Origin of the sequence: Fervidicoccus fontis Kam940 (assembly GCF_000258425.1) — an archaeon.
Classification (GTDB): Archaea; Thermoproteota; Thermoprotei_A; order Sulfolobales; family Fervidicoccaceae; genus Fervidicoccus; species Fervidicoccus fontis.
Map to the genome: position 1 here is coordinate 1,068,483 of NC_017461.1, position 24,613 is coordinate 1,093,095.

The 24,613-nt window shown below is 38.8% G+C and carries 25 protein-coding genes, 2 tRNA genes and 1 rRNA gene; 9 read left to right on the forward strand and 19 right to left on the reverse strand.

The features are described from left to right. Window positions 1-39: 39 nt before the first annotated feature. The 4 genes from FFONT_RS05550 to FFONT_RS05565 form a co-directional block, all read right to left on the reverse strand. A 16S ribosomal RNA gene (locus FFONT_RS05550) occupies window positions 40-1,541 on the reverse strand. Between the two features lie 417 nt (window positions 1,542-1,958). Further along, window positions 1,959-2,900, reverse strand: coding sequence for a polyamine aminopropyltransferase (gene speE, locus FFONT_RS05555; protein ID WP_014558255.1), 942 nt, complete (start codon window positions 2,898-2,900; stop codon window positions 1,959-1,961). 384 nt (window positions 2,901-3,284) lie between these two features. Then, window positions 3,285-3,360, reverse strand: a tRNA-Gly gene (locus FFONT_RS05560). A 98-nt stretch (window positions 3,361-3,458) separates the two neighbouring features. Then, a complete protein-coding gene (locus FFONT_RS05565; protein WP_158308323.1) occupies window positions 3,459-4,271 on the reverse strand; it encodes an SDR family oxidoreductase in 813 nt (270 codons plus the stop codon). Window positions 4,272-4,430: 159 nt separating this feature from the next. Here FFONT_RS05565 and upp point away from each other — a divergent pair, with 159 nt between their 5' ends. Together upp and FFONT_RS05575 are read left to right on the forward strand one after the other, a co-directional pair. Next, on the forward strand, window positions 4,431-5,099 hold the full coding sequence (upp, locus tag FFONT_RS05570) for a uracil phosphoribosyltransferase (protein WP_148683710.1): 669 nt from the start codon (window positions 4,431-4,433) through the stop codon (window positions 5,097-5,099). A gap of 1 nt (window position 5,100) precedes the next feature. Continuing rightward, the gene (locus FFONT_RS05575; protein WP_148683711.1) at window positions 5,101-5,805 is read left to right on the forward strand and encodes an HAD family hydrolase; all 705 of its coding nucleotides are present in this window, start codon (window positions 5,101-5,103) and stop codon (window positions 5,803-5,805) included. A 373-nt stretch (window positions 5,806-6,178) separates the two neighbouring features. On the opposite strand, the gene FFONT_RS05580 is transcribed toward FFONT_RS05575, so the two are convergent. From FFONT_RS05580 to FFONT_RS05595, 4 genes are all read right to left on the reverse strand, one after another. After that, complete coding sequence (locus FFONT_RS05580; RefSeq protein ID WP_014558259.1) at window positions 6,179-6,922, reverse strand: hypothetical protein; 744 nt, start codon at window positions 6,920-6,922, stop codon at window positions 6,179-6,181. A gap of 19 nt (window positions 6,923-6,941) precedes the next feature. After that, complete coding sequence (locus FFONT_RS05585; protein ID WP_014558260.1) at window positions 6,942-7,856, reverse strand: fumarylacetoacetate hydrolase family protein; 915 nt, start codon at window positions 7,854-7,856, stop codon at window positions 6,942-6,944. A 42-nt stretch (window positions 7,857-7,898) separates the two neighbouring features. After that, entirely contained in the window at window positions 7,899-8,522 is a 624-nt protein-coding gene (locus tag FFONT_RS05590) for a methyltransferase (protein WP_014558261.1), read from the reverse strand. Between the two features lie 92 nt (window positions 8,523-8,614). After that, a complete protein-coding gene (locus tag FFONT_RS05595; RefSeq protein ID WP_014558262.1) occupies window positions 8,615-10,054 on the reverse strand; it encodes an MFS transporter in 1,440 nt (479 codons plus the stop codon). Window positions 10,055-10,603: 549 nt separating this feature from the next. On the opposite strand from FFONT_RS05595, the gene FFONT_RS05600 reads away from it, so the two are divergent. The 5 genes from FFONT_RS05600 to FFONT_RS05620 all read left to right on the forward strand — a co-directional run bounded on the left by FFONT_RS05600 (window position 10,604) and on the right by FFONT_RS05620 (window position 13,201). Then, window positions 10,604-10,687, forward strand: a tRNA-Ser gene (locus FFONT_RS05600). Window positions 10,688-10,809: 122 nt separating this feature from the next. Continuing rightward, window positions 10,810-11,487 (forward strand): 50S ribosomal protein L15e, encoded by a 678-nt coding sequence (locus tag FFONT_RS05605; RefSeq protein WP_148683714.1) that lies wholly within the window; start codon window positions 10,810-10,812, stop codon window positions 11,485-11,487. A 104-nt stretch (window positions 11,488-11,591) separates the two neighbouring features. Then, a complete protein-coding gene (locus FFONT_RS05610; protein ID WP_014558265.1) occupies window positions 11,592-12,029 on the forward strand; it encodes an RNA-binding domain-containing protein in 438 nt (145 codons plus the stop codon). A gap of 33 nt (window positions 12,030-12,062) precedes the next feature. Then, window positions 12,063-12,677 carry an RNase P subunit p30 family protein gene (locus FFONT_RS05615; RefSeq protein WP_014558266.1) on the forward strand — a complete coding sequence of 205 codons (615 nt, stop codon included), beginning with the start codon at window positions 12,063-12,065 and terminating at the stop codon, window positions 12,675-12,677. Window positions 12,678-12,694: 17 nt separating this feature from the next. Beyond that, window positions 12,695-13,201: an Rpp14/Pop5 family protein gene (locus FFONT_RS05620; RefSeq protein ID WP_014558267.1), complete on the forward strand. Its 507-nt coding sequence runs from the start codon at window positions 12,695-12,697 to the stop codon at window positions 13,199-13,201. On the opposite strand, the gene apgM is transcribed toward FFONT_RS05620, so the two are convergent. The 3 genes from apgM to FFONT_RS05635 all read right to left on the reverse strand — a co-directional run bounded on the left by apgM (window position 13,202) and on the right by FFONT_RS05635 (window position 17,734). Next, window positions 13,202-14,482, reverse strand: coding sequence for a 2,3-bisphosphoglycerate-independent phosphoglycerate mutase (gene apgM, locus FFONT_RS05625; protein WP_014558268.1), 1,281 nt, complete (start codon window positions 14,480-14,482; stop codon window positions 13,202-13,204). 15 nt (window positions 14,483-14,497) lie between these two features. Then, the gene (locus FFONT_RS05630) at window positions 14,498-16,045 is read right to left on the reverse strand and encodes a bifunctional ADP-dependent NAD(P)H-hydrate dehydratase/NAD(P)H-hydrate epimerase (RefSeq protein ID WP_014558269.1); all 1,548 of its coding nucleotides are present in this window, start codon (window positions 16,043-16,045) and stop codon (window positions 14,498-14,500) included. Window positions 16,046-16,156: 111 nt separating this feature from the next. Continuing rightward, complete coding sequence (locus tag FFONT_RS05635) at window positions 16,157-17,734, reverse strand: PINc/VapC family ATPase (RefSeq protein ID WP_014558270.1); 1,578 nt, start codon at window positions 17,732-17,734, stop codon at window positions 16,157-16,159. Between the two features lie 366 nt (window positions 17,735-18,100). Here FFONT_RS05635 and FFONT_RS05640 point away from each other — a divergent pair, with 366 nt between their 5' ends. Continuing rightward, on the forward strand, window positions 18,101-18,988 hold the full coding sequence (locus FFONT_RS05640; protein ID WP_014558271.1) for a geranylgeranylglycerol-phosphate geranylgeranyltransferase: 888 nt from the start codon (window positions 18,101-18,103) through the stop codon (window positions 18,986-18,988). 187 nt (window positions 18,989-19,175) lie between these two features. Then, window positions 19,176-19,595 carry a hypothetical protein gene (locus tag FFONT_RS05645; RefSeq protein ID WP_014558272.1) on the forward strand — a complete coding sequence of 140 codons (420 nt, stop codon included), beginning with the start codon at window positions 19,176-19,178 and terminating at the stop codon, window positions 19,593-19,595. 3 nt (window positions 19,596-19,598) lie between these two features. On the opposite strand, the gene sso10a is transcribed toward FFONT_RS05645, so the two are convergent. The 8 genes from sso10a to FFONT_RS05685 all read right to left on the reverse strand — a co-directional run bounded on the left by sso10a (window position 19,599) and on the right by FFONT_RS05685 (window position 24,605). Continuing rightward, window positions 19,599-19,898 (reverse strand): Sso10a family chromatin protein, encoded by a 300-nt coding sequence (gene sso10a / locus FFONT_RS05650; protein ID WP_148683716.1) that lies wholly within the window; start codon window positions 19,896-19,898, stop codon window positions 19,599-19,601. A 129-nt stretch (window positions 19,899-20,027) separates the two neighbouring features. Then, entirely contained in the window at window positions 20,028-20,456 is a 429-nt protein-coding gene (gene hjc / locus FFONT_RS05655; protein ID WP_148683717.1) for a Holliday junction resolvase Hjc, read from the reverse strand. Between the two features lie 36 nt (window positions 20,457-20,492). Then, window positions 20,493-20,891 (reverse strand): metal-sulfur cluster assembly factor, encoded by a 399-nt coding sequence (locus FFONT_RS05660; protein ID WP_014558275.1) that lies wholly within the window; start codon window positions 20,889-20,891, stop codon window positions 20,493-20,495. Window positions 20,892-20,977: 86 nt separating this feature from the next. Then, a complete protein-coding gene (locus tag FFONT_RS05665) occupies window positions 20,978-21,202 on the reverse strand; it encodes a hypothetical protein (RefSeq protein ID WP_148683718.1) in 225 nt (74 codons plus the stop codon). Next, window positions 21,192-22,019 (reverse strand): nicotinamide mononucleotide deamidase-related protein, encoded by an 828-nt coding sequence (locus FFONT_RS05670; RefSeq protein ID WP_148683719.1) that lies wholly within the window; start codon window positions 22,017-22,019, stop codon window positions 21,192-21,194. The genes FFONT_RS05665 and FFONT_RS05670 overlap by 11 nt, the downstream gene beginning before the upstream one ends. 11 nt (window positions 22,020-22,030) lie before the next feature. Beyond that, window positions 22,031-23,341, reverse strand: coding sequence for a serine hydroxymethyltransferase (gene glyA, locus FFONT_RS05675; protein WP_014558278.1), 1,311 nt, complete (start codon window positions 23,339-23,341; stop codon window positions 22,031-22,033). A 275-nt stretch (window positions 23,342-23,616) separates the two neighbouring features. Then, entirely contained in the window at window positions 23,617-24,069 is a 453-nt protein-coding gene (locus FFONT_RS05680) for an RNA-binding domain-containing protein (RefSeq protein ID WP_148683721.1), read from the reverse strand. Beyond that, window positions 24,030-24,605 carry an AAA family ATPase gene (locus tag FFONT_RS05685; protein WP_148683722.1) on the reverse strand — a complete coding sequence of 192 codons (576 nt, stop codon included), beginning with the start codon at window positions 24,603-24,605 and terminating at the stop codon, window positions 24,030-24,032. The genes FFONT_RS05680 and FFONT_RS05685 overlap by 40 nt, the downstream gene beginning before the upstream one ends. Between the last annotated feature and the right edge of the window lie 8 nt (window positions 24,606-24,613).

The window sequence follows — 24,613 nt, forward strand, 5'->3', positions numbered from 1 at the left end:
TTGTGCATGCGGTTTGCCCTCCAACCTCCCGGTGCCATCAGGAGGTGATCCAGCCGCAGGTTCCCCTACGGCTACCTTGTTACGACTTCTCCCCCCTCGCAGGGAAAGGGTTCGACCCTACCCCTTTCGGAGCAGGGCCTCACCCTTTCCCCACTCGGGTGGAGCGACGGGCGGTGTGTGCAAGGAGCAGGGACGTATTCACCGCACGATGATGACGTGCGGTTACTAGGGATTCCTCGTTCACGAGGACGGGTTTCAGTCCTCGATCCCAACTGCGGCTGGGTTTAAGAGATTGCCTTCCCCTTTCGGGGTCGGTTCCCGCTGTCCCAGCCATTGTAGCCCGCGTGCAGCCCGGGGGTTTCGGGGCATGCTGACCTGCCGTGGCCCCCACCTTCCTCCGGCTTAGACGCCGGCAGTCCCCCTAATGTGCCCCACTCCAAAAGGAGTGAGTCGCAATTAGGGGCAGGGGTCTCGCTCGTTGCTGGACTTAACCAGACACCTCACGGCACGAGCTGGCGACGGCCGTGCACCTCCTCTCAGCGCGTCGGGCAAGGTCATTAGCCTGGCCGTCATCCTGCTGTCGCCCCCGGTAAAGTTCCCGGCGTTGACTCCAATTAAGCCGCAGGCTCCACCCCTTGTGGTGCTCCCCCGCCAATTCCTTTAAGTTTCAGCCTTGCGGCCGTACTCCCCAGGCGGCGGACTTAACGGCTTCCCTGCGGCACTGGACGGACTCTAGGTCCGTCCAACACCTAGTCCGCATCGTTTACAGCTGGGACTACCCGGGTATCTAATCCGGTTTGCTCCCCCAGCTTTCGCCCCTCACCGTCGAGCGCGTTCCAGCCGGGCGCCTTCGCCACTGGTGGTCCTGCCGGGATTATAGGATTTCGCCCCTACCCCGGCAGTACCCCCGGCCTCTCCCGCCTCCTAGCCCAGTAGTATTCCCACCAATCACCGGGTTGAGCCCGATGATTTAGGCAGGAACTTGCTGGGCCGGCTACGGGCGCTTTAGGCCCAATAACCGTCCCGACCACTCGTGGGGCTGGTATTACCGCGGCGGCTGACACCAGACTTGCCCCCCACTTATTACCCCTGCCTTACTGCAGCAGGGAAAAGCTCTCCAAAAGGAGAGCACTCGGGGTGACCCCGTCACGGGTTACCGCATTGCGGAGGTTTCCCGCCTGGTGCGCCCCGTAGGGCCTGGGCCCTTGTCTCAGTGCCCATCTGGGGGCTCCCGCTCTCACGGCCCCTACCCGTTATAGGTTTGGCGGGCCATTACCCCGCCAACAGCCTGATGGGACGCAGCCCCATCCTCGGGCGGATAGAAGGCGTTAACCCCCTTCCATCCATTTAGGCGGAGAACCGTTCCAGGCCTCCCCGCTTATTGGGTATTAGCTCCAGTTTCCCGGAGTTATCCCCATCCCGAGGGTAGGTTAGCCACGTGTTACTCAGCCGTGCGCCACACCCCACAGCGGTGGGATGTGCGACTCCCATGGCTTAGTGCCACCCCGATAGCAGTCGGGTCCGGCAGGATCAACCGGAGTTCGGCCGCAAGGTCGGAGGGCATACGCACAAGGAGATTGGTGCGTTGCTCCCGAACCTTGCATATCGGGGAATGATATGACCTATCTCAGACCCGAGTTCTCCATGAGGGAAAGAGCCCTCCCTCCATGGTATCCTCAGGCCGTCATTATAAGTGTAGCAAAATAATTTCTTCAAAATAGGTTTTTATATTTTTGTCTCCCCGGTCTACGCTCAGGGAGAAATATACCCGCAACCGGAGGCAGCGATTTCATTCTCGGAGCTTTTGCTCCGTGTCCGCGTGCGCCGCCGGGCGATTGGCCGCGGGCTTGAAGCCCTGAGCTCCCGGAGACATCAAATAATATTAGTGTTAAAAAGGTTTTATATAGATTTTGCCGCAATTTTGAGGTTTTCAGATTATAAATCCCCAATTTTCCATTTTAAATTTCTAGGTATTTTGGTTTCTCGTCTGTTGAGATATCAGTGTATTTTTTCAGCGCCTGTTTTAAGTTCTTAGGAATTTTGAACATGCCTATATGGGCATCCCCGTCATAATATCTCAGATCTTCTGGATTCACTAAAAGCTCCCTTATTCTCCTTTCCACCTCACTTTCATTGAGCTGCAGAGGGTCTTTCTCTTCTGATCCGAAGACAAAGCCCCAGAGCCCGTTATAGCTCCTCATGTAGACCGCATAGGGTCTTGCGATTTTGAAGACGCTCTTTATTGTTGAATGTATCGTGGCAAACATCTCCTGGTAGAGTACAGGACTGGTTGCTTGCGTTACCATAACGCCACCTTCTTTGAGCGCTCCCTTGACCAGCTGATAGAACTCGCGCGTATAAAGCTTTACTGCAGGGCTTCCTGCCAGAGGGTCAACTAAATCAATCACTATTGCATCGAACTTTTCATCGCTTTTTCCGGCATTTTCCAGATACTTCCTGCCGTCTTCTATTACAACCTCCGCCCTTTTATCAAAGAAGGAGTTGTGATGCCACTCCTGCAGATATTTCTTAGAAAATTCCACCACCTTCTCATCGATGTCGACCATGACTGCTTTTTTAACGGTTTTATACCTTAATACCTCTCTGAGCGTTGCTCCTTCTCCTCCCCCCAAAATTAAAACTCTTTCAGGGTTTCCGTGAGCCAGCAATGGAGGGTGAACCAATGACTCATGATATACAAACTCGTCAAAAAGCGTCGACTGTACCTTTCCGTCAATGATTAAAGCCTTTCCAAGGGTCAATAGATTTACTACAAAAACCTCTTGATACGGCGTCTTTTCCATAGCATATAGCTGATTAGCTGCTTTGAAAGAAGCATCGCCATCATCTATCCATTCTACATACCAACTTGTCCAGGGAGTAAGCTTTTTCATACCCATATTTAACCACCCATAATGTTATCATGTTTTATAAAATATTAAATTATCTTCGCTTCTAGTTAATGCTTTTATGCTTTATAAACCATTTTTAATTTGAAGCATATAAACTAGAAAGCTTTTAAAAAATTAAGGCAAGTGAGAATGATTGGTATATAAACGGTTGATGTTAAGTCGCAACAGCTATTGTTAATGTTAAAGAGAGAACCTCGTTTTAGGGGCAATCACCTATTTTTCATTTCTCGAATTTATGTTCAATTTCAAAGATAGATAATGGTAACTAATTGCTCTATGAAGATCTCGAATGTGGATAGACGCTTGAGTCATCTAATTGTTTGCAACTGAAATCAGTTTATATATTAAAACTCAACTGAAAACTCAAAAAAATGCGGCGGCCGGGATTTGAACCCGGGATTTCCGACGTGGCAGGCCGGCGTCCTGATCCAGGCTAGACGACCGCCGCTCTACTTTTCTTTTTTCTTTAATCCCCTTTAAAAGTTTCACTCTAAACTTAAAATAAATTAAATGAATAAAGCTAATCCAAGATTTTTAAAAGTACAGTCATTTTAGAAAGGCCTTTTTCAGGCTTGAAATAACACCGCCATCAACCAGTATGTCGGTTCCATTTATGTATGAGCTCTTCTCGCTAACGAGGAATTCTATCACGTTTGCTATTTCTTCAGGTCTGCCCATCCTAGAGAGGGGTGTCATTTGAAGAAGTTGCCTCATTGCAGGTTGCATTTCCAGCTCCCTCCTGCCCATTGTAGTATCAATTATTCCAGGAGAGATTGAGACGAGCCTAGCTCCTTTTTTAGCCCATGCTTCAGCCTGATCTTCAACTAAAAGAATTACGCCAAGCTTAGAAAGGCTGTAAGCCATGCCTGGATCGCTTTTTGCAATCACAGAGAGCTTTTCAGAAAAACCCTGAGATAAAGGATCCTTGAGTAGATTGGAAACGTTAGTATCCCTGGGTACCATGTATGCGGACATTGATGCTATCATAACTCCTACGCTACCGCTAGTAGCTATATTGTGAAAATGTTTCAAAACATATGCAGTTCCTACAAGATTCACATCAAAGATTCTTTTAGCGTCTGCCATTGTAGGTGAGATCCCTGCAGTGTGAACAATTGCCCCAAGGTCGCCGAGCTCCGAAGCTTTTTTTGCGAGCTCTTTGACATCTCTCTCATTGCTTACATCGGTGACCATAGTTTCAATGCTTCCGTTTACTTCGCCTTTAAGCTCAGACTCGACCTTTTTTAAAGCCTCAGGCACAATATCAGCAAGTAGCAGGCTCCCCTTTTTCGCTAAAAGCTTTGCAGTTGCCTTTCCTATACCTCCCCCTCCCCCCGTAATTACGTATACTTTTGTCATTACAATAATCCCCATTATAATATTTTCACTTCAAAAATATAAAAATCTTAATAATTCGCACAAAAATATAAATAAGCTTTTTAAAAGCTCAATAGTTGTAGGAAAACAGTTTAATTTTTAAGCAATTTTTGAGAGAGAAAATAAAGGAGTGAATTCACGATGTTCAAAGTCAACGTCATAGATCATCCGTACGTGCAAGCAGTTTTGACGACTCTTAGGGACAAAAATACCAGTCAAATAGAATTCAGAAAATCTCTGGTAAAGCTTGGGAGAGCTTTAGGAATAGAGATAACAAGGGAGATGGAGAAGGAAGAAGTAGAAGTTGAAACTCCTCTCGGAGCTAAGGCTAAAGGATTGAAGTTCAGGGATATGGATAAAGTCATAATAATTACTGTCCTTAGGGCAGGAACCCCTCTCACTGAAGGACTTATAAAGATATTCTACAATGCGAAGCAGGGAGTAGTATCAGCACGAAGGATGGATGAATTGGGGATGGGCTCGGGAAAAAATTTTGAGATAGAAGTTAATTATATAAGATTGCCAAAAATATCTGGAGAAAACATAGTAATTATTTCCGATCCAATGCTTGCAACAGGATCTACCATTAGCAAAGTGACAAATATCGTATTGGAGAGAGCTAGGCCAAAGAAAATAATCATCGTTGGAGCTATAGCTACGAAAGTTGCAATAGAAAAAATTAGGGAGATAGAAAGGAATTCAGAAGTAGATGTGAGCGTATACATAGCTTCAATCGACCCGGAGATAAACAGCAGGGGATACATTGTTCCTGGGCTAGGAGACGCGGGTGACAGAGCTTTCGGTGATTGATATGGATAGAGAAGAGGTTGAGGCGTTAGTATTTGATTACGATGGGACTTTAAGCCCTATAGGTTCTGAGGCCGGAGTTTCAAGAGAGCTTTTGGATATTCTCAATCTGCTAAAGAATATGTATAAACTGATAGTTGCCTCGACTAGGGACTGCAGATTTCTTATGGAGAAAATAGGTTTTTTCGATGCCTTCGTTTGCTCAAATGGGTTAGAAGCTATAATAGGAGATGTGGTTGTACATAAAAAGGGTGTACTTCAAATCGAAAGGACTAAAAAGCTTGAAGAACTTAAAAAGATGGCTGACGAAGAGTGCTTAAAGGTCGAGGAAAAGATGTCTTTGGACGGAAAGCTGATAGGTCTGGGGATCAGTTGGAGGAGGTGCGGAGAAAAGCCAAACTGCATTGATGAAATTATAAGAGAGGCAATAAGAGGAGAGCTGGTAATAGAATGGTACCAGAGACCATTTGTTGAGGTATATGTTGACAAGGCGGGAAAAATGGAAGGTCTGAAAATTGCGAATGCGATCTTAAATATAGAGAGGTTTGCATACTTTGGAGATTCAGAAAGTGACCTTGAGAGCTTGAAAAATGCAAGCATATCAGTTTTTGTAAGGAATAGCTATAACTCTCATCTAAATCCTCCAACTACCTACACAGTGAACGAAGGAGAGCTTAGCTCGTTTTTAGCAAAAAAATTTGCTAGATGATTGCGATATAAATGATATTAAAGATGTTAAATTCTTTTGAGTTCACTTTTTGTTATGAGGTATATACTTATTGAATTGTAAGGGTATTATATTTGATAAAAATCTAAATTACAATCGATTTTTAATTTGAGTTTTTAAATAATACAGGAAAAATTACAAGGCATTATTTTCTTTTATTTATAAGGAAGCGTTGTATATGAGTGCAAAGACAGAACTATTTCAATGTTTGACTTGACTACTCCATCCCTCGCTATGTGGGGGGAGGGGGGGACGAATAAGGTTTTCGACAAGGGACTAATCAGCTTAGGAAAAGACAAAAAGCGATAATTAAAGCATAGCGCTGAAAAGTTTTGATAAAAGCACGAAATGGAAGTTAGATGAGGTTATTTTTCCTATATATTACTTTAGAAATCCTTTTGTTCTTTTGATTTACTGTACCAGGAAGCCTTAAAATTCTAGCTAGGTCTTTACTTTTTTCATCCCCTCCAAGTAGTTCAACGACGTTTTCTTCTAGACTTAATATCTTTAGTGCACTCTCTTCTTTGTTTAACTCAAAATAAAGATGATAACCGTTGCCGGAATCAACAACAATATCCGGCAATCTAAACGATTTAGCAGCTTTTTCAAGTATTTCTGCAAGAGCAGGTCTTTTAACAACGTACCAAGAATATTTGTTTTTTCTATATGTGCAGAAAAGACCATAGTTATCCTTTTCCTCGCAATAATAATCCTTGAATTTCAGCTTTTCTTTAAGATTGTCATCTAATTCGACATCAAGCACCTCCTCTTTAAAATCAAGATCGCACCAAAGCCACTTAGAAATCTTCACTTCATTTTTTGTGCCTCTTCCCTTTTCTGGCTTTCTCCATAAAGGAAGAACTTGGTAATATATGTCATATCCTTCCATAGCTAAGTTGCTTAAATTTTGCCTTAGCCATTCATATATTTTTGAAAAAAGATCCTTACCATAGATTTGCTTGCAAAAATGAATATAGCCTAAATCCCTTTGGTTATCTTTCTTGATCCATACAAGAGAGAAACAATTTGCAAGCTCACTTTGGTAATTCCAAATTTTCTTCAAAAAATAAACTGCTTCGCTTATTAAAATATTGTCCATGTTTACACCGTAAAATCCATTACAGCTCTTCAACAACGAAGTTTCTGAGAATGCCTATTTTCTCAACTTCTGCCTCGACTTCATCTCCTCCTTTAAGGTACTTATTCTTGCTGTGTCCAACACCAGAAGGTGTGCCAGTAGAAATTATATCTCCAGGTCTAAGCGTAATTCCTTTAGAGGACCATTCTATTAGCTCTTCTACATTGAAAATTAGGTCATTTGTGCTACCGTTTTGTTCAATAGATCCATTGACCCTCAGGTATAGCTTCAAATTGTTTGGATTATCTATTTCATCTTTTGTAACTATGTATGGACCGACAGGTGTAGATAGATCCATGGTCTTTCCGCCGATCCAGTCCAGCCCGAGAGAGCCTAGTGGCGGAAACTGCCAATCTCTCATCGTAATGTCATTTACTATTGTATATCCAAAAATGTGCTCATCGGCGTCGTCTTTCTTAATATATTTTCCAGCTTTTCCGATAACAACTCCAAGCTCAACTTCCCAATCAACCTTCTCTGAAACTTTTGGCTTAAGAATATTATCCTCATGCCCTACTAGCGAAGTTGGAAACTTCGGAAAGAAATAGGGTCGAGAAGGAGGTTTTAGCCCGCTCTCCTGACCATGCTGCTTGTAATTTACTGCTACACACAAGAATTTTTCACTATCTAGAACTGGAGGTTCCCATTTGAACTCTCCTTTTTTGAGATATATATTACCCTCAAGATCTAAATCTAAACTCTTTGCTTCTATTTCTTCTATGAGCTTTTTGGCTTCTTTTTCCATAAGTATTAGCTTCTTCATTGAGTAAAAAAAGTCGGGAGCATAGTTGCTTTTATACACTTTCTTAAATGCCTGAGGAAGATCTAATACTCCCTTCTCAGTAAGAAGGCCAACTTTCTTCTCTCCTTTAATTGAAAAAGTTAAGAGCTTCAAACAGATCACCGTCTTTTAAATACTAATAAGAGGCGCATTTATTTAAATTTGAAGTTTAAGATGATAAAGGAAAACTAAATCAAAAGGAGAAACTCTTCTTTTTATTCCTACCATAAAAAATCCTTGTTTCTTAAGAAAATCATCTAAAAGAGTCAAATCAGTTAGTGAGGATAACGTTATTATCATCTCTCCCTTTTTTCTGAGAGCTTTTCTTCCCAACAATATTGCCTCTTTTAGTAAATTTAAATCTCTGCCGCCGCACCAATTTAAGTCTAAAGAGTCTATAGGTTCAAGAGGAAGGTAGGGAGGATTTGTTATTACTAAATCAAAACTAGCAACATACCTAAGTTTCTCCGTTTTCAAAACCTCAATATTTTTCTCTACGCCATTAATTTTTGAATTTATTTTTGCAGTAGCAAGCGCTACTTCGCTTATATCTGTGCAATAACTTTTGAGACCAAATTTCTTTGCAATATATATGGAAATGGCTCCAGTTCCACACCCAATTTCTAGGACTTTTCCTTTAGGTTTAAATTCGTTAAGATAATCTATTATGAGGCTTGTAGATAATGTGAAAGTTGGATTAAAAACGCCTTCTGGGATGTAAACATATAGCCCTTTGTATTTGAAGAGCTTGGTTATTCTGCTTAAAAGGACATGAGTCAATCTAAGAGTATACCTTGAACTTTCAGAAAAAATTTTTCCAATTATAAGTTTACCACCTTTTCTTTCGCCTTCAATTTTTGATTGCTTATTATTTAATTACTTTTTTTGTTCATTTCAACTTTTTTCATTCTGCTTATGCTGAATGGAATTGCTAGAGCCATAATAAGAGCCTGCACCAGAAATGAATGTTTGATCGCTTCTCCAAGCTCGGTTAGCTCAATTGTAAGCGAGCTATCGCTGGGAAGTATGCCACCCAAAACTATCAGATGAGATGCTAGTGTATAAGGAATTTTTTGAGTCATAGTGAGAATTGCTATGTTCAAGCTAATTGCAAAGCCTACATTAAACGATACTGTCCTAATTGAAGATGCGACCCCTCTTCTGTCCGGAGGGACTGAAGTCATAATTGAACTCGTATTTGGGGAGACAAACAAACCTGTACCTACACCGAGTATAACTTCCGCAAATATTATCATTGGTATGGATCCTGCTAACGAAAGTAAAAAAAGAGATATAGAACCCACTGCTAAACCGGCAACGGTAACCGGTGCGAATCCAAGGATATCGGAAAGTCTTCCACCTATAATACCGAAAACCAAAAAGCTTGCCTCGTATGGGACTAAAAGTATTCCTGTTTCGCTCGGTGAATACCCTAGAACGCTCTGCATATATATTGCTAGCAATGTCAACGACGCTCCAAAGCCTATAGAGTAGAGTAGCTGTGAAATTATACCGCCTGAAAACTGCCATATTTTAAAAAGACGCAAATCCAAGGCAGGATGAGTTGTCTTTAGCTCCGAATAAACAAATATTGCGAGAAATGCAACAGATAATGCAAGTAATATATATGAATAGTCCCTATAGCCATAGCCAACCATAGTTAGTCCTATAAGGGAAAGTGTTAATGATAGTGTAAAGAAAGTGAAGCCTTTTATGTCAATAAAAATGTTTTCTTTTGGCTTATAGACTTCTTTGAGCCTTATTCGAGTCCAAAAGAGTACTATTACTCCTATAGGAACTTGTATTAGAAATATCCAATGCCAGCTAAGAAGATCTATTATAAATCCGCTCAACGTTAAGCCCAGTAATGCACCAATCCTCCATGCAACTTGGTTTACTCCAAGCCATGTGCCAAGCCTAGAAGGCGGAACATTGTCTGTGAGAATTGTAATGGAGATGCTCATTAGAAAGGCTCCTCCAATGCCCTGTACCGTCCTCGAGATTATAAGAAAGGCTGGATTACTGCTCAATCCGGAAAGTAGAGCTCCAATTGTAAAGATTCCTATACCTATTGTGAAGAGCCTTACCCTTCCGTATAAGTCTGTTAGCCTTCCTATTATGAGCTGGAATATTGTTGAGCCTAACATAAATCCCTGTATAATCCATATCATGCTCCAAACGTCTGCCCCTATTTCCCCAGCTATCGTAGGGAGACCTACTACTGCAAGCCTCGCATTGAATCCTGCAATAAAGCTTGCTAATGTAGTTACTGAGAGAACTTCGAGAATTCTTCTATTGTCGCTAGTCTTCACATTAATCACCGTACGATAAAAAACCATAAATTAGAAATAAAAGCAAAAAGCTCTTTTAAAGTTTTAATATATAATCTAAAGGTATAATTTTCTTGCTTAGTAGTTATCTAAAAACTTTTTTATTTCTGATTTGAGATAGAAAACATGCTCCTCGAATACTGTGCGCGTGAAAGCTCCAAAGCCACATGCAGAACCAAGAAGGGATGCAGAGGAATAGAAATGATGGGATGATATTGATCTATGAACTTATATGAGATCTGAACCCCTGCTATTCAGCCGTATATAACATCATAAATTTTGTGAAATCAAATGTAGGCCTATATGTATCTTTATTTACTAAGAAAAATATTAAGGGAGAAGCTTTTACAACTGAAACTCTCACTATTAATTGCGGGAGGAGTTCAGTTTCGCTGCTATCTGGAAGTCAAAAATATATTCTCGAATAGATGTAGAACTCAATGAATGTAAAAAAGCAAGTCTAAAGCAGGTTTGCTGAAGTGTTTGGAAAAGCTTATAAATTTTCGATTACTGAAAAAATAATAAGCTTTTGCCGGGGTCGCCCAGCCTGGTAGGGCGCCGGCCTGCTAAGCCGGTGGGGGAAACCCCGCGCGGGTTCAAATCCCGCCCCCGGCGCTTTCATAAACGATTAGTGCTGAAAGCTCATCTCTTTTATATTAAATCAGACAAAAACGGTTATTAACTTATTATTCAAAAAAGAACATCAAGTGCTGTTTTCAGGAATGGTGTGCATAGAAATGAGCAAGTCAATGTACTATTACATGGCAAGAGTTTGGAAGAGGCCGTATTCTGGAGACCACTTGCAACTAATGAGGGCTAGAATGATAAGATGGAGAAGAGAGCCCGCTGTTGTGAGGATAAATAAGCCTACAAGACTGAATAAGGCAAGAATGCTTGGATATAAAGCAAAACAGGGTATAATTGTAGTAAGAGTCAGAATAAGGAAAGGAGGACAGAGAAGGCAGAGGCCAAATAAAGGAAGAAGACCAAAGAGGATGGGCGTTTACGGCTATGCACCGGCGAAAAGCATCAGATTGATTGCTGAAGAGAGAGCTGCAAGGAAATATCCTAACCTTGAGGTCTTGAACAGTTACTATGTCGGAGAGGATGGTGTGCATGAATGGTACGAGGTAATAATGGTCGATCCACATCATCCTGCAATCTTAAGCGATCCGGAATTAAAGTGGATAGCAGAGCCTCAGAATAGAGGGAGAGTATTCAGAGGGCTGACTTCGGCAGGAAAGAAAATGAGAGGGCTTAAAGCTAGCAGAGGTTTGAGAGGAACGATGAATTACAAGTTTAAGAAAAAACAAAAAGAAAGAGAGCAAAAGAGGAGACATGAAGCTAGTAGAGGCGCAAGGCTTATAGCTCCAGCAGAAATTCTCGAAAAAGTTCACAAAGGAGACATAAAGTAGCTTGATAATTTGAAGAATATTTCATTTACTTTTATCTAGAAGTAACAATTAATATATAATATATAGCTTTCTTGATATATTTTTAATAAAGTAGTGAAATTGATATGAGCATAAAGCAAATAGAGTTGAGAGTAATACAGCATATGACTGAGGAAGAGGATCGAGTTTTGAGATCCCTTTTAAATGCCCTACCTGAAGATTTAAGAGAAAAAGTCAAGCCGGTGGCAGTAAGTTCAAAGGGTCATTATGGCGATACGATCATTTTTTATAAGGTTGTTCTTGAAAAGGAAGATGCCGAAAAAGCTGCAGAGTTTATAATAAGGTCATTTGACAAATGTTCTGTTTTTGAAATTAAAAATACTTTCTATAATAGGTTTTCTGACAATTCCTTTCACCTAAGGCTTGATAAATTTAAGCTTCTTGAAAACAAATTCATAATTTCAAACTCTGATGATGTAGTGAAAATAGTAATAAAAGAGAGTAAAAAAGGATCGATTAAAGAAATATTTGAAAGGGCAGGGATATCTATAGAAGAACAGTGAAATTGTCGTATTATTCGAAGGTGTGAAGACAAGTTGAAGGCTCTCTTTGCGGACTACTATATTTTTCCAAAAGACGAGGAAGAGCTTAAAAAAATTGTGAAGGTTGCTCAAAGCCTAAATTATAGTCTTATTGGAATAGATGAAAAATACAGCACTAAAATTTCTAGCTTAGCCTCAGAGCAATTAAAGGTATTGACATCAAGACGAGTCGAGGCATTTGATGAAAGGGAGGCAAAAAATAAGTTGCATGCTGCCGGAAAAAAAGTTTCTATAACCATAGGAGTTGCAAAGGGTGCAAGCGCATTGAGATTCTTCAGTAAAAATAAATCGGTAGACATAATTGAAATTTCTCCAAAACTGCATAGGGTTATGGACAAAAACCAAGCAGACCTTATGAAGCAAGGAAAAACATCCATTGGTATTAACTTGGGAGAAATTGTAAGGAAACTTGAGCTCATTCCATTCGCTGAATTCCTTATAAAGTATGCATTAAAATATGATATTAAGATCGCATTTTATAGCGGAGCTGAAAAATATAGTGAGCTTTGGCATCCTAGAAGCGTTTTTCATTTGTTAAAAACGTTTGGAATTACTGAAAGGGTTGCTAAATCGATAGTTTTAGATATGAGGATAAAGAATTTAGCTTAGAGTTAGAGGAGGTAATAATGGGTTCATTTGAGTATCTAGCTATTGCAGAAGCGGTTGCAATATTATTATTGTCTTTAGGCATCTTCATTATTTATATTAGATTTAAAAAGATCGAAAGGGGACTCACAACCTTAAATAAAAAATTCAGTTTAATTTCTTCTTTGGAAAATTGGAATAAAGAAGAAATGGTAAAAAAAGAAGCAAAAGTTAAAAGGAAAAAAAGATACATAGTTTTTTCTATAACATCGGACGCGGACATTGATTATAGCGAGATTGCAGATTCAATTCTTACAGCACTCGGTAAAATTTACGGGGAGCCATTTATATCGAAATCAGGCTATCACTTCATCGTCTATTATTCAGATATAAAAAAAGGAATAGTCAGAGTATATAGAGAATATGCGGACAACATAATTGCAATATTTCCATTTGCTAGGAGATATGCAAAAAAAGATTTTATGATTGTGCCTGTAAAAGTATGCGGAACAGTTAAAAAAGCCAAGAAGTTTTTGAATAAATTATAGCTATAGCATTTTTAGGAATGATAAGACGGTCTTTAATAAGTTCTTTCCCTCGCTTATAAGCCCAAAGCTTCCACTCTTGCATTCTACTTCATCAAATCTCTTAATTCGGTCTCCATCGCTAAAGTTTTTACTATAAAGCAGGAACGGAACAGGAGAATCGCTATGAGCTTTCTTTTCACAAGGTGTAGCGTGATCTGAGGTCACTAAAATGGCTATATCTTCTTTTTCCAAATATTTGACAATGGATCCTAGGTAGTACTTATCTATATCTTCTATGATTTTTGTTTTTAATTTTAAGTTTCCTTCATGTCCAGGCTCGTCCGGCCCTTTTAAGTGGACATATACTACATCGGAGACGGAGAGAGCTTCAATAGTTTTCAAAGCCCACTGTTCATAAACATGCTTTCTCTCTCCAGAAATGCTTGATACATCTATCATTTTCATTCCTGCAGCTTTTGCTATGCCTTTCTCAACCGGCATTTCAGTCAGCGCTGAAAACTTCAGATTAGAATACATCGCTGATATATCCTTCATCTTAGCCTTGCCAGTTCCAGCATCCCTGAGCAAAATTGCGTTGGCCGGAAGCATGCCATTTTTTAATCTGCTTTCATTTACCTTTGATGAACTGAGAATTTTTATTGCTCTTTCAGTAAACTCATTTACAAGTTCACATGTAATTCTATTCTTCTCATCCTGATTAAGCGGAATGCACGGTTTAATTGTAGCATCAAAATTTTCCAAAGCAACAGAGACTTTTCCCCTTCTCTCATACGCTGGATCTGTATTGGAAACCTCATCGCCCAACTGCTTCTCTTTATGACCTAAAACTACAACTACTCTGTGTCCTACGGTAGCTTTTACTTTAGCATAGCCTTTTCCATTTAAAAGCTGAATTCCGTCAATTAATGAGGCAAGCTCGTTTGCTTCCTCTTTGTTGATACCTCTGCCTGCCCTCCTATCTATGATCTTTTTAGTTAATGGATCTACAGTTGCAAAGTTTCCCCTAAATGCAACTTCTTTTTCCTCCTTTAATTCTATATCCACACCAAGTGCTTCAATAGGTCCTCTTCCAGGATGCTCATTAATTGGGTCATATCCAAGTAGAGCTAAAACAGCAGCGTCGCTCTCTGGAGCGATGCCTTTTCCTATTACATACATTAGCCCGCATTTGCTTTTGTAAGCTAAACTGTCAAGATTCGGCTTATCTGCTATCATATATGCTGTCTTTCCTAAATTTGGGTCTCCTGCCGCTCCATCTAATACAAGATAAACTAGCTTCAAGCCTGATCATCCTTTCTATTTCTTCTTATTAAAAAGATCTCTCAGTACTGTCGAAATGCAGTTCAAAACATCTTCTGAAGTATAGAACTCATTGTAGTTATTTAACAGGTAATCTCCAGCTAAGCTGTTCACAAAAGACGCAATGCAGGAAGCATAAAACAGAGAACCTGTTCTCTTATAAAAAGCCGCTATAAGTCCAGTGAGTATATCTCCTGTTCCTCCAATGCTCATTCCTGGGTTTCCGCACCTCTTCTCTCTGCATCCATATTTAGCACTGCATATATAGTCAATTGGTCCCTTTGAGACTACAATTGCGCCGCCGAGTTTATTTGAGAGATTCAATGAGTTCTTTTCTCTATCATTATCTCCAGTTATGTCGTAAGACCTCAATAGAAGATCTAACTCTCCCCTATGTGGAGTTAAAACAAAGTTTTCATTAAGGGTTTTTTTATTCTTGGCAATGCACTTAAGAGCATCTGCATCAACTATAACCTTAGCATCAGGATATTTACTTTTTAAATGATCTATAAGTTCTGAAACAAAATTGCAGGTAGTTTCATTAAAGCCGAGCCCTGGACCCACTACAACAGAATCTGAGCGAGAAATATACTTGTCAATAGATGAAATCTCTTCAGGACTGTGGTAGTCATTTTCTGTTCCTATAACTATTAGTGATGGGGTAAATGATGAAACAATTTGCTTTATTTTTTCAGGAACTATAAGGTAAACCAGGTCCGCGCCCGCTCTTAGTACTGCTAAAGCACTCAAAGTAGGGGCGCCGTAATATTCTTTAGAACCTCCAATCACAGTGACAATACCTCCATCTCCTTTTTTTGCATCCTTAGGCTTAAGCTTCAAAAAGTTCCTCACATCCCCAGGTCCGACTATCTTTTCAGCAGCAGGAGTTATGCCCACATCGCAAATTACCTGCTTTCCTGCAAACTCGCCTCTATTTTCCAGCCCTTTTTTTCTGTAGTGCATAACCACTGTAGTGTTCGCTTTTACAGCGATCTTCTCATCTCTATATGAAGCTAGCTCTCCTGTGTCGGGATCTATTCCGCTTGGTATATCTACAGCTACTACATATGACCCAGAGCTATTTATTGCCTCAATTGCTTGAGGAATTGGATATCTGAGCTCTCCCCTTACTCCTGTTCCTAAAATGGCATCGATTATTATATCGTAGTTTTTTAGAAAACTATGAGGACTGATTTCATCCCAATGAAAAATATTAATTTGAAAATCCTTTAAAAGATAATCAAGGTTTGTCCTCGCATCATTATGATTTATCAGCTCTTTCTGATAGAGAAGAAGGACGTCAACGCTTACTCCCATCGCTCTCAGATGCCTAGCCGCTACAAACCCGTCTCCGGCATTTCCGCCCCTACCAGCTACAACAACTACTTTGCCATTTTCCTTTCCTAAAGTTTCTAATGCTTTATAAGATTCTTCTGCAACACATTTTCCAGCGTTCTCCATAAGCAGGAGAGTCGGAATGCCAAGATATGTCATGTTCTCTTCAATAGCTCGTATTCTCTTAGAACTTAAACAATCTCCTAACAAGATAATCTTCCTCCTTATTAAACAAAATGTTATTTGATAGCAAAATTATATATTGTTATTTCTATAAGTTCTACAGAGAAATAGAACGAATTATAATTTCAAAATGAAGAGCTACTCGGTTTCTATCCTTAGGTCATATCCCATTTTCTGTGCAATCCTTTTGAGCCTCTTCGCTCTCTTCATTATAAGCCTAGAGTTCTCTCCAGAAAGCTTTACAGTTGCAGTTTTTCCCAAAATTTCTACCTCTGCTCCAGGGACAAGTGTTTCGATCTGTCTAATTATTCTTTCTTCTCCTGCCCCTACCTTCTTTCCTCTTTTAATGGGCACAACTACCGTCTGCTCTCCAAATGTATAAATCTCATACTCTAGTTCGCTCGTTAAAAAGTCTTTTACTTCAATTACAGGCCTCGCGAGATCGACTTCCTTTAAGCCTGTAGGAAGCTTGACAGTTATAGTTATCTCGTATACTTTTGATATCTGTCCCCTATCTATGAATATGACGGTATCAATAATGCTAGGAATAACGCCGAGCTCAACTCTGTTAATAAACCTCTGTATTGCGTCAATCGGGCTCGTTGCGTGGAGTACTCCCACCATTCCAATTCCAGCCAGCCTTAAATCGACATACAACTTAAAGTCATCATCTCCTCTCAATTCATCGAAAAATGTGTAGTCAGGTCTGCTTAACAATAAGATGTCATGTATCTCGTCCTTCTCGGCGAAGTGCTTGCTGTATTGAACTATTTGAGGAGACAGCCTCATGTCTCTAGGCGATTCTATCGTCGTGACAATTTTCCCTTCTTTTTGATAGAATTCTGCTAGAGCCTGCGCAAAAGTTGTCTTCCCCATTCCAGGGGCGCCTGCTATCAGAATACCTTCAGCCCTCTTCTTAAACCTCTCGAGAAGCTTTTCTGGCAACATATAATCTTCAAGAGAGAGCTTTACAAGCGGCTTTACTGCAGTTATCATCCATTTGCTACCGAGAGGAGGTCTAACAATAACTATCCTGTATGCTCCGAGCTGAACTATTGTGCTTCCAGATCTGTCTATTTCTATGAAAGAATCCTCCCTCGACTTTGCAGTTTCCACAATTTCATCAAAAATGCTCTGGATCTCAGCCCTAGTTATGGGCTTATCAGACAATTGGACAAATGACCAGGATCCCGGTCTTCCCTTCTTTGCTATAGGCGGGACATCCTCTATTAAGTGCACGCTCATCGTTTCATTATCAAAGAAATCCTCAAGCTTAAGCCTTTTAGATGCTGACGCTGGAACGTAGAGGGTCTTTATTCCCGTTGCTTGAGCAATCTGTGATGCTATCTTGTCGCTTGTTATCAGGACGCTTTCAGTAGATATTGCAAGCTCTCTTACAATTCTAGAAAGCTCCAATATATCTACTTGAGAAAAAACTCTTTGAGAATCTCCTACAATTTCCACTTCTATATTCCTTTCTTTTGCAAGCTCCCTTATTCTTTGGAGTTCTTCTATTCCTGCTAATCCGACGGCTTTCCCCTCAAAAGCCTCTTTCTCAATAAAAGAAACTAGCGTTTTATGTATGTATATCTTAGAAAGCTCTGGTATTTCATTTGATAATATTAGCTTCGTTACAATTCCTCCGATGAGTGAAGAATGGTCTGGGACAAAATTATCTGGAAATTTTTTATTTTCTGCAAAGAAACGGCTTTCCATGCTTTATTAAGCCCTCTTAAATTATGGTGTATCACTAATTCTTAATTATTCCTAATTATATAAGAAAAGCCTTAATAATACTTCAGGTAATAAAATTTCTCTTGCGAGTATTTATATTTGCTTATTAGCCAATTTACTAAAATAAATAAATTCAAAATGTATAATCAATTAATTAAGCAACAGTTATTTACGGCCGACTGAAACTTTCACTCTTTAAAATAGAGTAAGGTCAAAAGAATAAATTTGAAAACAAATTGTATTGCAAGAATACAATTTCAGCTATATGTTATAAATGCAATAAGCCCGCATCTCCCCGCCTTGAAAGATGAGGGCTCTCTACCCTGCCCATTGAAGGGGCGATGCTTCATGATAGAAAAGGTGAAAAATACGAAGGTAAATAGAAAAGAAAAAATAAAAGCATACATAGAAATAATAAGAATTCCCAATTCCTTTATGATGGGTTTAGCCGTTTTGGTCGGAGTTCTTATAGCAAATCATGAGTACTTTTTAAATTTTAGAAACTATTTGACTATATTGTCCGGCTTTGCAACAGGCTTCTTTCTAACAGCATCATCTATGGTCTTCAATGACTACAATGATAGAGAGATAGACCTTATAAATCAGCCTTCTAGACCAATTCCAAGCAAAAGAATCGGAGAAAGGGAAGCGCTTTCTTATGGGATCCTTCTGTCTTTAATAGGAATTATTTCCTCTTTGTATACAGGTCTTTATACATTTGCTATTGCAATTTTGACATTCGGTATAGCTCTTCTATATAATTTCTGGGGAAAAAAGACAGGGCTCATCGGAAACTTTATGGTAAGTTATAGTGTAACCATCCCTCTAATTTATGGTGCAGTAATGATAAACTCTTTTACGTTTAAGATAATGATATTCGCATCTATGGTCTTCCTAACTAATACCGGTAGAGAGATAATAAAAGGAATTGCAGATATAGCAGGAGATTCTGTTAAAGGAATAAGAACCATTGCTGTTAAGTACGGTGCCAAAAGGGCATCAATTGTCGCATCTTGGTTTATTTTGGTAGCTGTTTTTCTGTCTTTTATCCCAACAATAACCAGAATGACCGGCCTGCTTTATTTTATTTTAGTCTTAGCTGTAGATGGAATACTTATCTCATCTGTCCTCACCATTTTGAATAAAGCCGATAAGGAAATCGCCTTATTGGTAAAGAAGAGGATACTATTTGCAATGTTCTTGGGATTGATAGCGTTTTCACTTAGTTTTGTGTAGCTTATTTTTGCTGAAATGAATTTTGCTTTTAAGAACACAAGTTAATTTTCTCAAGTTTTATTCGACTCAAATTGTAATACAAAGAATTTAAACAATTATCTTTGGTTTACTGTAAGATTCCTTTTAACCCTTACTTAAATTTAATAATAAAAGTAAGGGAAAAAATGATTCGGGGTCTCAGTAAAAAATGCTATCTGCAAGCCAAATACAAGTTCCGAGCGACAGTTACTCAACAAAGATTTACGCATACAAACCTAAAATTACGTTAATTTTGGACTGGAGTTATGAAAGTAGTGAAACTATAAAAAATGTATTGAAAGCAAAAAAGACGCTCTTCATGAATTATCTTATTGATATAGATGTCGATATGATAAATCTTCAGTTAATAGCACCAAGTGAAAATTTAAACAATAACTATAACCCGCCCGCTGTTTTTTTGAATGGAAAGCTACTTTCAGAAAGCAGAACAGTAAGCGAAGAAGAAATTATTGACTTGGTGCTAAGCGAATCAATTTCAGAGAATAAAGATCTACAAATTGAAATTCCATCGTCAATAAAGCAAAATCCTGTATTTGGATCTTCTGCCCTCGCGTATAGCTCTCTATAACTTTTAAGCCGTTTTATTTGTTGAAAATTGTATTAGATTTCTTAACCTCTTGTATTCTTCGAGGAATTCTCTTCCCTTTTCGGTAATGTAAATTTTTCCATCCAATTGTTTAACTAATTCCTCCTGTATTAGATAACTTAAATATTTCTTCATTACTTTGTAGTCAAGCATGGATTTATTAGAAAGATGAGTGGGTTTTGTTCCATCTTCCTTGATATTCGCTAAAATTGAAACCACAATTTCTAAATCATTGCGTCTCTGTCTGCTATAAACAAAACTTCCAAGCTTGTTTGTACGTTCCATTTTTATCACATCATGTAAAAATTTTATTTTATTTCAACCTTTTCCTAAATTCCTTATAATATATAGGTGCCTTTTTAACCTTTTTTTCTTGTCAATTTTTTTCCATAAAAGAATAAATGTTATATAAATTTACTTTGTTAAATTATTTAAATCATCTAAGCTTAGTGAATTAGAGGCGAGGTCCTTCGTAACTTTTATATTTCCATCCTTTGTCACTTCAGCTTTTTCTAGTGGAACAAACTTCCAACCTATTTTCCTATCAAAGTAAACTGCAATAAAGCATCTCGCATTGCTTCCAGCCCTGCTAGACCACTCCTTAAGCTTACTTACTTGAAAAGAATCGACATATACGGTATCAGTTGCTCTTCTGGTCTTTACCTCAATAACGAAAATTCGGTTATTTTTTGCGGCTATAATATCAGGTTGATAGGTTTTTTTTGCCTTTGCTCCACTTGCTGGCGCTCTTATCGTTGCAAATCCCATTTCCCAGAGCTTTCTCACGAGATCTCTCTCTTTCTGGAATCCTCTTATTCTGTTTTTTCTTTTTTCAATGTCCATTTTTTTCACTTATTATGAAAGTTTTACATAAATATTTTAGGTTTTTTCGCTACTCATCATTTCTTCTTCTCTTTTTATCATTTCCTCAACGATGTCATAGCCATAAATAGACTTTAACTGCTCCCTCCCTTCTTTTGTTATCATTTTTGCAGACCAAGGCTTAGAAATGTCTATATCAACGTACACCTTCTTAAAACCTAAAGAGCTTAGCTTCTTTTCTACCTCTTCCTCTACTACTGAAACAATCGATGATACCATTGGGCAAAAAGGCGTGGTGAGCCCCATTCTTATATAAACGCTCATATCGTCATTGACCTGTATCTCATATATTAGTCCTAGATCATAAATGTTTACTGGAATTTCTGGATCGTAAACTCCCTTCAGTGCTTCTATTATTTTTTCTCTTATTTCGCTTTTATTAATAGCCTCACTCATAGTTTCACACCAAGATTAAGTATAATTTTCCAAATTTATTAATTCTACATACAGATGGTTCAGTCTTTTGAATTTAATGCTTCTTTTTAAGTCTTATCCTTTGAAATCTTCCTTTTTACCAGGTATATTGATAATGGAGGGGCAATAACAATTATGACTGCCCCTATTATGAAGAGGAACATGCCTAAAGATGTCTCAACATTTAAAAAGACTGAGAATATTATAAGAGCTATGCCTATAATAAAAAATGGGATCTGGTAACTGAAAAAAAGCTTGAAAATTTCCTTCTCTCTTTTTTTTCTATCGCTCAATTTTACCTCCACTGAACTTTGTTTCGATTTCATTTATAATATCACTTGTTATCTCGCTTGCTAATTTGTTTGCTTCCTCTTCAGTATTTCCAGTAGCAAGTATTTGGATTTCAATATACGGCTCGTTGCTTTCTTTTCCCTTAGGATGAGTTTTTATGTAGGCATTTAGATATTTTTTGGAAGCTTTCTCTATCAACGGCGCAATGGCAGATTCCATTATTCCTCTCACTTTAATAATGTTTTCAGAAACTTTCTTTTTGCTCCACATCTTTAAGACGGATTCGAGATCTTCTTCAAAGATTGCTTTCATTTCTGAAGGAACGCCTGGAAGCGATATGATGTAAGAGCCACTATAATAAAGCATCATGCCAGGTGCTGTCCCGACAGGATTTTTCAGTGGGATTGATCCTTTTGGCATTTTAGCCATTTTCTCCCTCTCTTTTGTTAAAGGTTCAGACATCGCTTCATAAACTTTCTTTACCATATTAAGGGCATCTTCATTAACTTCGTACGGAATTTTTAACGATTTCGAGATAAATAGTAACGTGTTGTCATCATATGTTGGACCAAGTCCACCAGTAGTTATAACTATCCCGGCTTTATTTTCCAATGCTCTTTTTAGCTCGTTGCTGAATTCTTCAAATTCATCCGGCACAACAATAATCCGTTTCACTTTAAATCCTAAGAATGAAAGCTTTCTTGCCAGCCAAGATGCATTTGTATTAACAGTTATTCCATTAAGAAGTTCAGTTCCAGTATTGATAATCCAAACATTTTCATTTTGAGGAGGGGAAAAAAATCTTTCCATATTATACATTACCTTCTCTTTCACCTTAAAATTAAGATCTTGTCTTTAAGATCTCCTGCGTCTTCTAGTGTAAATCCATATTTTACTTCAAGGAAGCCTGATCTAAGCTCTATTACATCTTTTTTAACTTTTTCCGGATCCTCGTTATCTATCAGCAGTCTTCTCATTAGATGTGCTATTTCATACATTTCCTGCTTTCCCATCCCATACCTTGTCATTTCTTGTGTACCGAGTCTCAACCCGCTCGGATTCTGCACATTTTCTGGAGGGTCATATGGTAATAAGTTTTTATTAGTAATGATGTTAGCGCTTTCTAGTAACGTTGCACATTTAGCTCCTCCGCCTTGTTTAGCAACATCTACTACAACCTGATGACTCATCGTATATCCCAGGTTTTCTCCAAGTACTTTAAATCCTTCCTCTGCTAATGCTTCAGCAAATTTTTTAGCATTCTCAACAACAGCTTTAGCATACTGCTCTCCGTACTTCATCATCTCTAAAGTTGTGACTAAGGTTGCTGGTATCCTATGAAGATGGTGGTTGCTAAGGAAATATGGAAAGATCGTCTTTGAAACCTGCTTGTACAACCCCTCATCACTAAAAGCTATCAATCCTCCTTGCGGACCTGGGAAAGTTTTATGAGTACTCGCTGTCATTACATCCGCTCCTTCCCTTAGCGGATTCCTCCAAACACCCCCGACTATCAGACCAAAGACGTGAGCCGCATCATATACTATTTTTGCTCCCCTTTCCTTTACGGCATCAGCAAGCTCTTTAACTGGATGAGGGAATAAATATACACTTCCTCCAAGGACTAAAAACTTAAACTTTTCTTCTTTTATCATTTTTATTGCTTTATCTACATCAACATTCATCCTTTCTTCGTCATATGGAAGATAAACCTGCGTCATGCCTAAAGCTCCTAGCGTCCCAAATTTAGTATGACTGACATGGCTCCCGGCTTGTACGGGCGCAACAAGCGCTCTGTCTCCGGGTTCTCCCAATTCTTTAAAAACAGATGCATTTGCTATTGTTCCGCTAATAGGCCTAGTCTCTATATACTGAATGTTGAGAATTTTTCCCATAAGTTCAGCAAGCATTATTTCGAGCTCATCGATGTATTTTGTTCCCTGATAGTACCTTTTTTTCGGTTTACCTTCAGCATATCTGCTCATGAAGTCGCTCAAATATACAGCTTCAGCAAGAGGGCTCATTACGTTTTCGCTTGCTATTAAATTTATTGATTTTTTCCTCCTCCACTCATTTGCTTCATTTGTTAATTGCAACACATTTCTCAAGAGATTTTCAGGAGAGGACAATTTTATCACCATAAATTTTTACATCATTAATTAATTAAATTCTCATTTTAGTTATAAATTTTTCAATAAAATTCAGCCCGCTTAATAGCTCTCTTATTAAGATTTCGAATAAAATGGTTCAGCTTGCATGTGCATCCATAATCTTACTTGGTCTTTTCTTTCCATCAGTGATAAGTACTCTTTAGAGGGATCATATTCCCCAACATTTATTTAACCTTGGCTTATTAAGTATTTAGCAATATTCAAAAGATTTATATGCTTTAAAAAGGATAGAGATTCAGAGAAAATCAATAGCAGTCAGGTTCTGGTACTCCTCTTTCAAAAACCGGTCTTCCTTTTCTAGTTGGAGGTGCCAACCAATCTATGACATCGTGAGGATTATCATGATATATATAGAGCTTAACAGCACCAAGGGGAGATTCTCTTTCTTCACTTACAAAAGAAATCCTTCCAGCCGCTAATGCTTGTTTGTGTAACATTACAACTATCATCTTATCAGCTACACCTTCCTTTAGATATCTTCTTGCCGAATCTAATATCCTCTCGCTTCTAAGCAAGTAGTGCATTTTCTTCAGGCTTGAAATGCACTTAGATCTCGCTACAATTTTTTTCTCTATACCTAAATCTTCACTATATATCTCTTCTGGCTCCATAATTTTTTCAACCAGCAAGGCTAGATTCTTTTCACTTTCTGTAGGTTTTACAGGTATTTCCATACGGACTCTTTCTTGCAATTGCATATTTCATCCTCCTTACTTTTCAGGTAATCTATGACTTTACTGGGCGATTCATCATTAATTATCATGAAATCACTTAAAGATATTACATTGCCAATTCCGAAGCTTAGCTCTTTCAGATCTCTTTCAATGAGCTCTTCAAAGCTCCTAGGATCACCAGGTCTGCCTCTATAAAGTAGCCTTTCAAATCGCATATAAGGAGGCGAGTACACAGCTATAATGTTTATGCATTTGCTCACCTTTTTAAATTCACCAATTTCGTTTATGCTTCTCACTCCATCAATAACAACCGTCTCGGATTTTTCTTTTTCAAGAATAGGTATCATTAGCTTAGCTACCCCACTCGGACCATACTTATTTCTTATCTCTTGGGCAATTGACAGTAGATTTTCTAAAGTTTTTTCTACGCCTCTTTCTTCCGCAATATTTCTAACTATGTCGCCCATAGAATAGACGGTATAACCTCTGCTTTTAAAGTAGCTTGAAACTATCGACTTTCCAGAACCTGGCATTCCTGTAATTAATATAAGCTTTCTCATATCTCCCA

Bases quoted from the DNA above. Each gene is read 5' to 3' on its own strand.
- FFONT_RS05680 (WP_148683721.1), bottom strand. From the start codon at position 24,069: ATGCAATTGCAAGAAAGAGTCCGTATGGAAATACCTGTAAAACCTACA.
- FFONT_RS05645 (WP_014558272.1), top strand. From the start codon at position 19,176: ATGCTATCTGCAAGCCAAATACAAGTTCCGAGCGACAGTTACTCAACA.
- speE (WP_014558255.1), bottom strand. From the start codon at position 2,900: ATGGGTATGAAAAAGCTTACTCCCTGGACAAGTTGGTATGTAGAATGG.
- FFONT_RS05670 (WP_148683719.1), bottom strand. From the start codon at position 22,019: ATGTATAATATGGAAAGATTTTTTTCCCCTCCTCAAAATGAAAATGTT.
- glyA (WP_014558278.1), bottom strand. From the start codon at position 23,341: ATGGTGATAAAATTGTCCTCTCCTGAAAATCTCTTGAGAAATGTGTTG.
- hjc (WP_148683717.1), bottom strand. From the start codon at position 20,456: ATGGACATTGAAAAAAGAAAAAACAGAATAAGAGGATTCCAGAAAGAG.
- FFONT_RS05605 (WP_148683714.1), top strand. From the start codon at position 10,810: ATGAGCAAGTCAATGTACTATTACATGGCAAGAGTTTGGAAGAGGCCG.
- upp (WP_148683710.1), top strand. From the start codon at position 4,431: ATGTTCAAAGTCAACGTCATAGATCATCCGTACGTGCAAGCAGTTTTG.
- sso10a (WP_148683716.1), bottom strand. From the start codon at position 19,898: ATGGAACGTACAAACAAGCTTGGAAGTTTTGTTTATAGCAGACAGAGA.
- FFONT_RS05620 (WP_014558267.1), top strand. From the start codon at position 12,695: ATGGGTTCATTTGAGTATCTAGCTATTGCAGAAGCGGTTGCAATATTA.
- FFONT_RS05660 (WP_014558275.1), bottom strand. From the start codon at position 20,891: ATGAGTGAGGCTATTAATAAAAGCGAAATAAGAGAAAAAATAATAGAA.
- FFONT_RS05580 (WP_014558259.1), bottom strand. From the start codon at position 6,922: ATGGACAATATTTTAATAAGCGAAGCAGTTTATTTTTTGAAGAAAATT.
- FFONT_RS05565 (WP_158308323.1), bottom strand. From the start codon at position 4,271: ATGACAAAAGTATACGTAATTACGGGGGGAGGGGGAGGTATAGGAAAG.
- FFONT_RS05610 (WP_014558265.1), top strand. From the start codon at position 11,592: ATGAGCATAAAGCAAATAGAGTTGAGAGTAATACAGCATATGACTGAG.
- FFONT_RS05685 (WP_148683722.1), bottom strand. From the start codon at position 24,605: ATGAGAAAGCTTATATTAATTACAGGAATGCCAGGTTCTGGAAAGTCG.
- FFONT_RS05640 (WP_014558271.1), top strand. From the start codon at position 18,101: ATGATAGAAAAGGTGAAAAATACGAAGGTAAATAGAAAAGAAAAAATA.
- FFONT_RS05575 (WP_148683711.1), top strand. From the start codon at position 5,101: ATGGATAGAGAAGAGGTTGAGGCGTTAGTATTTGATTACGATGGGACT.
- FFONT_RS05635 (WP_014558270.1), bottom strand. From the start codon at position 17,734: ATGGAAAGCCGTTTCTTTGCAGAAAATAAAAAATTTCCAGATAATTTT.